This window comes from Chitinophaga cymbidii, assembly GCF_007992715.1.
GTDB lineage: Bacteria > Bacteroidota > Bacteroidia > Chitinophagales > Chitinophagaceae > Chitinophaga > Chitinophaga cymbidii.
On sequence record NZ_BKAU01000005.1, the window covers coordinates 435,983 to 447,637 of the forward strand.

12 protein-coding genes are annotated in these 11,655 nt (G+C 48.3%); 8 read left to right on the forward strand and 4 right to left on the reverse strand.

The genetic code is table 11. From position 1 onward, the window contains the following. Positions 1 to 11: 11 nt before the first annotated feature. The 3 genes from CCY01nite_RS20415 to CCY01nite_RS20425 all read left to right on the forward strand — a co-directional run bounded on the left by CCY01nite_RS20415 (position 12) and on the right by CCY01nite_RS20425 (position 5,115). Positions 12 to 2,612 (forward strand): S8 family serine peptidase, encoded by a 2,601-nt coding sequence (locus CCY01nite_RS20415; protein ID WP_186831180.1) that lies wholly within the window; start codon positions 12 to 14, stop codon positions 2,610 to 2,612. A 224-nt stretch (positions 2,613 to 2,836) separates the two neighbouring features. Continuing rightward, positions 2,837 to 4,060, forward strand: a complete 1,224-nt coding sequence (locus CCY01nite_RS20420) for a PAS domain-containing sensor histidine kinase (protein WP_146865683.1) — start codon at positions 2,837 to 2,839, stop codon at positions 4,058 to 4,060. Then, positions 4,057 to 5,115 (forward strand): response regulator, encoded by a 1,059-nt coding sequence (locus CCY01nite_RS20425; RefSeq protein ID WP_146865685.1) that lies wholly within the window; start codon positions 4,057 to 4,059, stop codon positions 5,113 to 5,115. The genes CCY01nite_RS20420 and CCY01nite_RS20425 overlap by 4 nt, the downstream gene beginning before the upstream one ends. Here CCY01nite_RS20425 and CCY01nite_RS20430 read toward each other — a convergent pair. Both CCY01nite_RS20430 and CCY01nite_RS20435 read right to left on the reverse strand, forming a co-directional pair. Next, positions 5,112 to 5,423, reverse strand: coding sequence for a hypothetical protein (locus CCY01nite_RS20430; RefSeq protein WP_146865687.1), 312 nt, complete (start codon positions 5,421 to 5,423; stop codon positions 5,112 to 5,114). The two genes, CCY01nite_RS20425 and CCY01nite_RS20430, sit on opposite strands and share 4 nt — an antisense overlap. 6 nt (positions 5,424 to 5,429) lie before the next feature. Continuing rightward, the gene (locus tag CCY01nite_RS20435; RefSeq protein WP_146865689.1) at positions 5,430 to 6,257 is read right to left on the reverse strand and encodes a universal stress protein; all 828 of its coding nucleotides are present in this window, start codon (positions 6,255 to 6,257) and stop codon (positions 5,430 to 5,432) included. Positions 6,258 to 6,692: 435 nt separating this feature from the next. On the opposite strand from CCY01nite_RS20435, the gene CCY01nite_RS20440 reads away from it, so the two are divergent. Genes CCY01nite_RS20440 through CCY01nite_RS20460 form a run of 5 tightly spaced genes read left to right on the forward strand, consistent with a single transcriptional unit; the run spans position 6,693 to position 8,792 of the window. Then, positions 6,693 to 7,154, forward strand: coding sequence for a MauE/DoxX family redox-associated membrane protein (locus CCY01nite_RS20440; protein ID WP_186831181.1), 462 nt, complete (start codon positions 6,693 to 6,695; stop codon positions 7,152 to 7,154). A 10-nt stretch (positions 7,155 to 7,164) separates the two neighbouring features. Next, on the forward strand, positions 7,165 to 7,548 hold the full coding sequence (locus tag CCY01nite_RS20445; RefSeq protein ID WP_146865693.1) for a hypothetical protein: 384 nt from the start codon (positions 7,165 to 7,167) through the stop codon (positions 7,546 to 7,548). Between the two features lie 34 nt (positions 7,549 to 7,582). Beyond that, positions 7,583 to 7,966, forward strand: coding sequence for a hypothetical protein (locus tag CCY01nite_RS20450; protein WP_146865695.1), 384 nt, complete (start codon positions 7,583 to 7,585; stop codon positions 7,964 to 7,966). 27 nt (positions 7,967 to 7,993) lie between these two features. Then, on the forward strand, positions 7,994 to 8,371 hold the full coding sequence (locus tag CCY01nite_RS20455) for a hypothetical protein (protein WP_146865697.1): 378 nt from the start codon (positions 7,994 to 7,996) through the stop codon (positions 8,369 to 8,371). 46 nt (positions 8,372 to 8,417) lie between these two features. Further along, complete coding sequence (locus tag CCY01nite_RS20460) at positions 8,418 to 8,792, forward strand: hypothetical protein (RefSeq protein WP_146865699.1); 375 nt, start codon at positions 8,418 to 8,420, stop codon at positions 8,790 to 8,792. Positions 8,793 to 8,872: 80 nt separating this feature from the next. Here CCY01nite_RS20460 and CCY01nite_RS20465 read toward each other — a convergent pair whose 3' ends face one another. Together CCY01nite_RS20465 and CCY01nite_RS20470 are read right to left on the reverse strand one after the other, a co-directional pair. Next, positions 8,873 to 10,279, reverse strand: coding sequence for a TlpA family protein disulfide reductase (locus CCY01nite_RS20465; RefSeq protein ID WP_186831182.1), 1,407 nt, complete (start codon positions 10,277 to 10,279; stop codon positions 8,873 to 8,875). A 25-nt stretch (positions 10,280 to 10,304) separates the two neighbouring features. Continuing rightward, on the reverse strand, positions 10,305 to 11,651 hold the full coding sequence (locus CCY01nite_RS20470; RefSeq protein WP_146865703.1) for a RagB/SusD family nutrient uptake outer membrane protein: 1,347 nt from the start codon (positions 11,649 to 11,651) through the stop codon (positions 10,305 to 10,307). Between the last annotated feature and the right edge of the window lie 4 nt (positions 11,652 to 11,655).

Here is an 11,655-nt window from a genome sequence, read left to right on the forward strand (position 1 = left end):
AAAACAACGTTATGTCAAAAGGATATTCATTACATATCGGGCTGAACAAAGTAAATCCCCGGCACTACCCCGGCGTGCCCGAATTGAATGCCGCGGTGAACGATGCGGTATTCTGGGAGTCGTATGCAAAGCAACTCGGCTACAGCACCGCGTCCCTGCACGACGGGGAAGCTACCACGGAAGCTGTGCTGGCTGCGCTGGGCGGCTGCGCTGAAAAAATGAAAGCGGGAGATATCCTGCTGCTGACTTACGCCGGCCACGGCAGCGAGCTGCCGAATGACAAAGCGGAAGGCTTTGATGACGAGCGCAACGATCAGACCTGGTGCCTGTACGACCGGCAGTTGCTGGACGATGAACTGTTCGCGGCTTTCCGTTTGTTCGCGGAAGGCACGCGCATCGTGGTGGTGTCTGACAGCTGCCATTCTGGTACAATGGTACGCGCATTGCCGGATGAGCTGGACCTCAGCGCCATGCTGGAAAGCGGGCTGGAACGCGCGGCGGGCAGCAGGGGGCTGGCCTCCCGCAAGCTGCCGCTGGAAGTGGAGCAGGCGGTGGTGCAGCAGTTCGGGGAAACGGTGTACCGCCCCGTGCAGCGGCAATTTGAAACGCAGCCGCAGGCGGAAGATATCAAAGCCGCCGTGAAACTGCTGGCCGCCTGCCAGGATAACCAGACGACGTTCGACGGTGAAGAGAACGGCGTGTTCACCGAATCATTCATGCAGCTGTTCGAAGATGATGCTTTTTGCAATGCCACAGCGGAAGAGCTGATCAACCGCATCCGCGAAAACTATTATTTCCCCCGCCCCAATTTTTTCCAGTATGGCGCCATCATCCCTTCTTTCGATCAGTCGTTCCCGTTTATTATTAATATTCCCGATGCGGCGAAGGTAACCGGCTACCGTGCGCCGGACCTTGGCGCCGTGCCGGTTGAAAGGACGGCGCCCACCGGCATCCAGGTCAGGAAAAATGCGGTGCTGGTGCTGGACATTGCCGGCGATGCCGGCTTCACCGGCGGCCAGGATATCGAGATACTCGATGAAGAAACGTTCAGCGGCGGAAAGACCTTCACCATAGAGCTGCTTAACACGCCGCATGAACACGCCTGGAGCGCGGCGCATGCGTTGCAGCAGGAACTCGCAGCCAAAGGTATCCAGGCGCAGGCAGAGCCCGTGATCAGCGTAAACCCGGCGCAGGACCGCCGCGCCGCCCGCGAAGCGGATGCCAGCAACCCGGACTATATCAAAGATTGGCCGCCGGTGATGGGGGATGCGACAGGCGGCATCGGCTGGCACCTGGACGCTGACCACTCTCAACTTGCCAAAGCCGCGGAAACCGTGAGCGGCAAACCCGGCGCCCATGTGCGCATCGCTCACCTGGACACAGGCTACATCCCCGGCCACGCCGCCCTGCCGCTGATGCTGGACATGGCAAACCAGCGCAGCTTTGTGAAAAAGGAAGATCCCAAGGTGGCGGTAGATAAAACCGATTCGGGGCAGGACGGCCACGGCCTCGGTACGATCGTGCTGCTGGCCGGCAACCGGGTGAAAAAGGAAGATACTTACGATGAGTATGAAGGCTTCATCGGCGGGATACCTTTCGCGGAAGTAGTGCCGCTGCGTATATCCGAATCCGTTGTAATCATGAACTCAAAGAATTTCAGCGCCGCCGTGCGGTATGCGATAGAACAGGGTTGTGAGGTCATATCGATGTCCATGGCCGGGAAGCCGGACAACCGGATGGCGCAGGCGGTCAATGATGCGTACGAAGCGGGCGTGGTGATCGTGTCCGCCGCGAGTAATTGCTGGTACAAGGGCACGGGCGCCCTGTTGCCGAAATGCGTGATGTTCCCCGCCGCTTTCGAGCGCGTGATCGCCGCTACCGGCGCCATGTTCGACCATCAGCCCTATGATGTGAAATTCCTCCGCACCAATGGCGAGCGGGCCATCGGCACGCAGTACATGCAGGGCTCCTGGGGGCCGGCATCGCGGATGACGCGGGCGCTGGCGGCCTACACGCCCAATACGCCCTGGGCATCCACCGCCCATACCTTCCTCCGCAGCGGCGGCGGCACTTCCTCCGCCACCCCGCAGGTAGCCGCCGCCGCGGCCTTGTGGATCGCCTATCACCGGGAGGAAATGGAAAAGAAAGGGTATTATGAAGAAGGCCGCAAATGGCTGAAGGTGGAGGCAGTGCGGCATGCCCTGTATACCGCAGCGGCCAGGGATGCCGTGTTCCCGGAATGGGAGAAATATTACGGGAACGGCATTCTGCGCGCCTGGGATGCTTTGCAGGTGGGCGTTGCGGACGAATCCGAATTAAGCCTGTCCCCAAAAGCGGAAAGCAGCTTCTTCGGCATCGTGGAAACTGTAGGCTCCTTCTTCAAACGGCGCAAGCTGTTCCGGAACGCCGGCCCGAAGCCCCCGGAAAACGCCCTGGGCATGGAACTGCTGCACCTCCTGCAAACAGATCCCCGGTTCTACGAGCTGTTCTCCCGGCTGGACCTTGGCAGCCCATCCGAAGTGGAAAAAGTGCTGGAAGACGGGGTGTTCCAGGCGCAGGTGCTGCAGTCGCCGTACGCCTCCGCATACCTGAAGGAAGCGATATTGCAATAAAGGAAGCCAGCGGCGGCGCGGCTGCCGGACGGTGAAAAACGTAAGTAATATCATCCATAAAGATGATCCTCGTCAGTGTTTGCCGGTGCAGGAGAACGGACATTTGCACTATCGGCAAACAAATTGTCTTTTAGTGTTTTTCATAAGATATGAGATATGGATAGCGCCGCGGATTCTTCTACGGCGCTTTTTTTATGCTTTGGATTTAATTTATAGATTTGGGGATGCTTAACGACAACGGTAACATTGGTTTCGAGGTGCTGTTCAACCACGCAACGCTCGGCATCCTGGTAACGGACCCGGAAGGCCGGATCGTACTGGCGAACCCTTTCCTGCTCAAACAGTTCGGCTATGCTCATTCAGAATTACTGGGAGAGAAAGTGGAAAAGCTGATCCCCCGCCGTTTTGCCGAACGGCATGTGCAGCACCGGCACAATTTCTCCCGGCATCCGCACAGCCGCCCGATGGGCATCGGCTTCGACCTGTACGCCATGCGGAAGGACGGCACCGAATTTCCCGTAGAGATCAGCCTTGGCACCAACGAAACCAAGGACGGTCAGTACGTAGTGGCATTTGTCAGCGATATTTCCCTGCGCAAGGAATCGGAAAATGCGCTGAAGGAACTGAACGCGGCGCTGGAACAGAAAGTGGCGGAACGGACAGAATCCCTCTCGGAAATGGTGGCGCGGCTCAATGCGCAAATGAAAGAGATCGAAATAAAAGATAAGGAGCTGCGGAATGCCTTGCAGAAAGAAAAAGAGCTGAACGAATTGAAATCAAGGTTCGTATCGATGGCCTCGCACGAGTTCAGAACACCGCTCAGCACCGTGCTTTCTTCCATCTTCCTCATCTCCAAATATGAAAGTACGGACGAGCAACCCAAGCGCGAAAAACACATCCAGCGCATCGTTTCATCCGTCAATATGCTGACGGACATCCTCAACGATTTCCTTTCCGTCGGCAAGATAGAAGAAGGAAAGATACAGGTGCGGCTTTCGGAATTCAATGTGGAGAACCACGTCAGCGCCATTGTACATGAAATAACGGAACTGCGGAAGAAAAAGCAGGATTTCGATTATCAGCATACCGGCGATCCGATGCTGTACCTGGACCCGGGCCTCCTGAAACACATCATCCTCAACCTGCTTTCCAACGCCATCAAATTCTCCCCCGAATACGCCATCATCAAAATATGGACGGAAAACCGCCCCGGCCGCTTCATGATCGGTGTGCGGGACACCGGCATCGGGATATCGAAGGAAGACCAGCAGCATCTGTTTGAACGGTTCTTCCGCGGCGCCAACGTGAGCGAAATACAGGGCACCGGCCTCGGCCTGCACATCGTTTCCAAATACGCGGAGCTGATGAACGGAGAGGTGACCTGCGAAAGCGAGGAAAACAAAGGAACTACATTCATCGTGTCTTTCAAAACCGAACAACCGATATGAACACTATCCTGCTCATTGAAGATAATCCCGATATCAGGGAAAATACCGCCGAAATACTGGAAATGGCGAACTACAAGGTGCTGACCGCCGCCGACGGCATGGAAGGCGTACACATGGCCTTTGAGCACAAGCCGGACCTTATCATCTGCGACATCACCATGCCGGTGCTGGACGGCTACGGCGTACTGCACATGCTGCATAAACGGAATGCCTTGCACAGCACGCCGTTCATCTTCCTAACGGCAAGGACTGAACGATCAGACATGCGCAAAGGCATGGAAATGGGCGCCGATGATTTTATCACCAAGCCGTTCGACGCCATGGAGCTGTTGCAGGCCATCGAAAGCCGTATCAAGAAAGCCGCGCTGCTGAAAGAGGAATTGTCCGAAGGGCTGAGCGGTTTCAACTCCCTGTTGTCCGTCGCTACCGGCAAAGACCAGCTGGCGGCGCTGAAAGAAGAGCGCAATACCAACATCTATAAAAAGAAACAGATCGTTTATACGGAAGGCAATCATGCTTCCTACCTGTTTTACCTGCTCCGTGGTAAAGTGAAGACCTACAAACGTCATGATAACGGCAAGGAGCTGATCACCGGGCTTTATAACGAAGGAGACTACCTCGGCTATACCGCTTTGCTGGAATCCGGCACTTACCAGGACAGCGCCGAAGCCATGGAAGACGCCGAGCTGGCGCTGATACCGAAAAGCGATTTTGAGGAGCTGATCAACAACGACGCGGCCGTATTGCGGAAATTCATGCGCCTGCTGACGCGGAACATGGTGGAGAAGGAAGAACAGCTGCTGGGCATCGCCTATAACTCCCTGCGGAAAAAAGTGGCGGACGCCTTGCTGGCGCTGGACAAAAAATACAACGTACACAAAAGCGAATCTTTCACGATAGATATCAGCCGCGATAACCTCGCAGCCGTAGCGGGCGTGGCGAAAGAATCCCTGATCCGCACACTGGGTGACTTCCGGGACGAAAAGCTGATCAGTATCCGCGAGGGCGAGATACTGCTGCTGGACCGTAAGAGATTAAAAGGAATGATGAATTAAAGCTCCGGGAGATCGCTGCACAGTATTTTCATATGCTCGATCTCCTGCTGCATCTTTTCCAGGTCCAGCTCCAGACCTTCCATTTGTATTTTATTGGGTTTGTTCTGCTGGTAGAGCATCACCAGGTCGTGATGCAGCAGCGCAAGCGCCTGGTCGTTCTGCAGGAATTGCAGTTGCAGGTATTCCGCGCGTTCCAGGAAAGTTTTGGTCGTGTCCAGCTTTAAGGCGCTGGCAAGCCGTTGCTTCAGGAAAATGTTCTCCTGTTTCAGTTGTTCCAGTACTTTTAGTGAATTTCTCCGCTGTTGCATTTTCTCTTACTTGTTATGCGCGATAAATAGGGGGCAGGCCACTGCTTTGATCAGCATGTCCGCCATGCTGGCCTTGAACCACCGGGATACGGCGCTGCGCTGATAGGCGCCGAGCACTACGAGCGATCGCGGGCCTTCTGTGAGCAGGCGTTGCAGGATCTCGTTTTCCGCATCTCCTTTCAATACGGTGTACATGGCATGCGGGCAGTGGCGTTTCATGAATTCCTTCATGAGCCTGTTTTCGGGGAGGTGGAGGTCGTTTTCCTTGACGGAGATCACTTCCACGGGGAGGTTGCCGGGCATGATGTGGGTGAACATCTTGATGGCGAATACGGAAGCGGGGGCGCCGTCGTACAGCATGATCACCTTTTCGAAGGGCGCGTAGTTTTCGGGGGTGATCAGCACGGGGCATTGCACGTCGGACAGCAGGTCGCGGAGAAACCTGGTGGGCGCGGGTTCTTCCAGCCGGCTGAAAGATTCATGGGCGTTGATGATCAGCAGGTCTGCGTAGATGCTTTCCCGCAGGAGGTCCTGGATGGCGATGGACTTGTCCCGGTGAACGGAATACTGAATCCCTTTCTCCTGGCAGGCCGTTTCAAATTCGCGGACCGCATGGTCGCGTATCTGTTTGTCTTTTTCCGCGAGCTTTTTGAGCCTTTTCTCTGAAAATTCGCCGTCTTCGATAGCTTCATACACGCTGAAGCTGTTCCGTGTAAAATCGTCCAGGAACACGCCGACGAGATGTGCGGGCATCCCGGCGGCCAGTGCGGTGGCGGTTTGTATGGTGGCCTGGCTGAGCCGGAGGCCGTCCAGGGCGGCGATGATCTTTTTCATGATGTGAAGGTCGGGAGGATTGGGGCGCGGGGCGATGACGGGCGTCAACGGGATGGGTGATTGTGGTGGGCTTAACAAAGTTTTTTTGTCACTGCGGAATAATTTCAGTTGGTGTTTCTAACTTAGTGTTATCGAAAAAGACACAGTATTTGTTAGCTTAAGAAAATTAACCCGTAGATATGCGATATGAAATAACCCGTGCACCTGGCGTGCGAAAGCAGCATTTTACAGATGGAATAGATAAGAGGTATTATCCGAGTAATTATTCTGGTTAGCCTGATGTAGAGTTCTATTGGCTTAGAACTGTAATCAAGGTATGTACCAATGATAACTGGATTCTTACAGGATTCAGGAGAAGCCCTTCTGCCCTAGATGGAATTTTTATTTGAGTGTTTCCCGATATCTACGCTGTTTTTTTACCAGAAATTTAAACCAATGAAGAAAAAGATCATATTGGAAATAATCTATGTCAGTTTTCTGATTTTATGGGCATACGCTGCATTCAGTAAACTATTTGCCTTTGATATATTCAGTACGCAGTTGGGCAAATCGCCACTGTTGCGCTCCGTAGCTCCAGTTGCGGCTATTGGCGTACCTGTGATAGAACTTGTGCTGGCGGCGATGCTTATAATGGAGAGAACGAAGAAAATTGGTTTGATTGGGTCGCTTGTATTGATGGTGATATTTACGGTGTACCTTATAGGGATACTCGCTTTCAGTACGGATATTCCATGTAGTTGTGGGGGCTTGCTTCAAGATCTAACCTGGAAACAGCATGTATTCTTTAATTTAGGAGTAATAGTATTAGCTACAATTGGGGTTTTCTTACAAGGTGGGAGATTTTCTAATTGGAAATCAGACAAAATGAATAAGTCATTAGTTCGACAATCACTTTAAAATTTATTTTATGAAAAAGCTAATATTCATTAAAGCACTTCTCTTATTGATCATCCCAATAATGCTGGTCGCATACCCTACGCCAACAGCAACAAGAGTAGCAGACCAGACTTTTGAGTTAGTCCCTGGTGGTGATCCTGAAGATCCCCTCGATTGGGTAGTTATAATTATTGTTCCATGCCCAGGCACAGGTAGAATTTGTGCAATGATAATTTTTGATTCTGATATTTATACTTTGGCGGAAGCAACTGCTGCCGGGAATCCGGCATGGGCAGGGCTGCCAAAAGTTAATCAGCCGAGCTCAGGATTGGCAGCAGACATGGCTGCCGCACTAGCATCACCAAATGACCCTTACATTGCACCAAGCGGACGAATAATCTATAAAAGAAGCTGATAGATTATAGCGAGTAATATGAAATATAAAAAGTATGAAAAAGATAGTTGTGCTAAAAATATTACTACTGACTTCCATATTGGTTTACAGCAAGCGGTATTCAAATTTACTTTCAATACAGCCACGCCCTGAGCTGGCATTTGAGCTGGTAATGTATGGAGATCCGTTTAATCCACTTGATTATGTGCCATTTGATGACTGGTATCCATATGTAAATTGCCCTGGAACGGGATATATCTGCGTTGTTGAAGTTTACGAAAACGAGATTTACTTGCCAACTGATATACCAATTCCTGCATACTGGGGGAAGCCGAAGGTTGGAGAAGGCACGTTACATGATGACATAAGCAACGCATTGTCGGTATATATCGACCCATACTTTACCGGGAATCTAAGAACAATCTGGAAAAGGTTTTAGTAAAAAATATTGATAAACGAATCTACTATGAAAGGTTACGTAATCAGGATATTCATCGTACTCTGTACTCCCGTTTTTGGATTTTCGTCATCAAAAACAACCTTCAACACAGTTAAAAAAGATTGTTTTCTGCTAGTTGCCGGTGGTGATGCAAATGATCCATCGGATTATACATGGACTGCTTCCGCACTAAATTGCCCGGGCACAGGGAGAATATGTATGATCGTAATATCCTCTTCCGATGTTTATACTTTACCAGAGGCTATTGAAGCTGGTAGTGATAAATGGGTAGGCAGGCCGAAAGTTAACCAAACTGCCTTAGCAGAAGATTTAAGTAATGCAGCTAAATCAGTAAGTGATCCTTATACGGCTCCAAGCGGGCGGATCTTTTATAAAGAACACTAAGTCGTTTATATAAACAAGTATTATTTAACCAAAAATTTTAATTCCCATGACAAAAAGAATCATGAGCCTTTGTGCTCTCGCTATCGCCGCAGTATTTGCATTCGCCTTCAAAGCGGAACCAGCAAAAGTATTTGCTGATCAGCAATTCTATTTAACACCAGGTGGTGACAGAAACGATCCATTAGATTTTGTCGCATTAACCACTCAAAACTGTCCCAGCACAGGTGCAGTTTGTGCAATTGATGTATTCAATGCAGACGTATACACATTGGCAGAAGCAATAGCAGCGGGGAATTCTGCATGGGCAGGACAGCCAAAAGTAAATCAAGCTGCTTTAGAAACTGACATGGCTGCAGCAGTAGCGGCAATACCCGATCCTTATACCGCTCCTAGCGGACGGGTTATCTCCAAGAGGAACTAGATTCCCCTCTCATGTATTTTAGAAAAGTTGAGAAAGAACGACGTTTCTTTCTCAACTTTTCCAAAAAGAAGGATACAATATCAAAGCATGGAAATAACAAACATCTTTAATTTTACGGAATCTGGTTTAAGTTTAAAGCCTCTTGTTTCAAGTATTTTTTCAAATTCCTCATAGTTCTTAATCTTCGTGGGGTTTGGCAATATAAGGTCAATACGCTCATTGTATCCAGTATCATCTATTATTGGCCGATCAACCTTAAAATAGTAAACTGATTTAAGTTTTTGAAAATATTCATAAAAAAGGTTTCTAATATTATACCCATAATAGTTATTTTGTATAATGTTGTCCGCATATGAAAAATCGAATGAAGGATTGTCTTGTGTTGATTTGATTCTGTCTATATCCCCAGTAAACTGTAGTTTTAGACAAGGAACGGTTCGTTCCTCCCATCTACCGTAAATCCCTAAGTAATTCTCGAAAAATCGTTCTATATCCTGAAGCATGAATGTATTAACTAGTGAATCAGGTATAGACAACGGCAAAACCTGCTCATAACAGACTTTATGACGATAGTCGGCATCTGTAGCCTTTCGCTTAAGGATTACATCAGATTGGCTTATCATAGCTGTATCGCTAACCTCCAATAGAAACCGGCTTCCATAGAGGAAATGGTCATCAAGTAACAAATCGTCTTTAAGCGCTGCTTGATACAGTTCCAGTATTCCCATGTTCAGGTATGTGTTTCTTTGGGTCCCTAACAACGAATCAATGAAATCTTCAACTGCACTCCCATAAGCAGAAGCACCCTTATCATCAAAACCTCCGAAATTTGAGCTGTAAAGCGGCCGATTACCGGATATTGGAGACTGCTGGACGAAGTACGGTTTGTTTCGGTCATAGGCTAATGCATTGTCTTCTATATAGGAAATTTTCACACCACTTAGCGCTTCTTGAATCTTTTTCTCATGGGTGTTTTCCGAAATTCCACGTAATTTAACCCTCCCATCTGCTCCAATCCAGACATGGTAACCGATCTCTCCCCGTATAGGAAATAACTTCAGAAAATTTTTAGCGTCGGCCAGCATTGGCAGGTTGTCTGGAACAATATTGTCTGCTGGAGCACGCTTCCCATTTTGCTGCTTTAGCCATTTTTTTACTCTGTTCTCATCCTCCCAGGGGTTAACGAGAAAAATTTGAATTTGATTCTTAAATTTCTCTTGAAGAGCTGATAATCCATAAAAACCTTTAATGCAAGGTGAACAATATGTTGTCCAAAAGTCTAATATTATTAGTTTCCCCCGAAAGTCTTGAAGTGTAGTTTTGCCAATGTAATCTGAATATAGATTGCCTGAGTTGTCCATTACTTTTTTCAAAGTAATGTTAGGAAGAATATCTCCTTCCCGTAAATCAGTATCTTTTATTAGTTGTCCGGATATTTGACTAATTCCGATTAATATGCTACAGCACGTTGTAATGATTTTCTTCATTCTAATATTCTTTTTGATGACTATCTTATCGTTCATTTTGCTGAATGCCAGAAAGTCGAATAACTTCATCAGGAATTAGCCATACCCAACGTTTGTCATTTGGTGGTAATGTGTATGTTATTCCATCAATTTCTCTTTGTAAACTAATGTTAGCCCCTTCAAGATTCAATCTTCTAAGATCGCTCCATTTGCTGCTCCTAAAAAGGAGTTCCTTCCAACGTTCGTGGAGAACTAACTCAAGTGCATCCTCTTTAGATGCTGCTGTCTCGGGTATAAACTTTTCATCAATATATCGATGGGATAGTAAACGATTTAAATCTGCCAATCCACCATCAATCATGTCTCTTCTTACCAGGCATTCAGCCCGGATTAAATAGATTTCGTTGGTTGCGATGCCGCAATAACCTACATAGCCTTCTCTTCCCTCATAACTCCCTTTATAATTCACAGATCCGTCATGATTGACTATAAACAGGACCTTCCGTCGCAGATCATTTTCGTTATAGGAATTAAATAAAAACGGATTAACAGTCGTTGAAGGAGCAGGTATTCGGCTTCCTCCATAAAAAGCAAGGAAGACGCTTTCAGTATTATCTGTTGAGAAACTGGGATTGGCCAAAGTATCCAATGTGTTGAAGTCGATCAGATCTGGTGATTCACTCAAGTAAAGGCTCGCATATTTTTCAGCATTGGTATAGTCTCTCATGCTTAAATATACACGAGCTAAGAACCCGAAACAGACAAGTTTATCCGGAACATTAATGGCGTCGTTGTCCATTGGCATCAAGGCTATGGCGCCCTCTGCGTCTTTTATTATTCGCGCGTATGTCTCAGAAACGGTTGATCGGGCAATTTTTTCTTCTACATTAGGTGTAATCCGCAAGGGGATGCCGAGATCGGTTTGTGCCGATTCACTGTAAGGTTTACAATAGATCTGTGCAAGTTGATAAAAGGCGAAGGCCCTGAAGAATAACGCCTGCCCTCTAGCGTTATCACGCTCTGATGAGCTACCGTCCTCTGTTTGTTCCAGCCCCTGTAATACCAGATTGGCATAGTAGATAACGATATAGGGAGATGTCCATGCATCAATCTTAGTATCCTTATCCCATCTACACGCATTTTGCGATTCAACATCCAGATTTGCATATGCCGAAGAAGATAAGGCATACTCATCTACTCCTATATCGGCAAGTGAGGCCCCGAAATTATTGATACGATCATAATCTCTTAGAATCGCGAGCAAATCCTTGATATTCGAAATGGTTGTAATAGAGCGATCTGGTTTTTCATCCAGAATCTTAGAACAGGATGATATAATTAAAGCTAGCCAAAGAATGATAAGAGTCGGTAAATTTTTTTTTATGTAACTCATGATG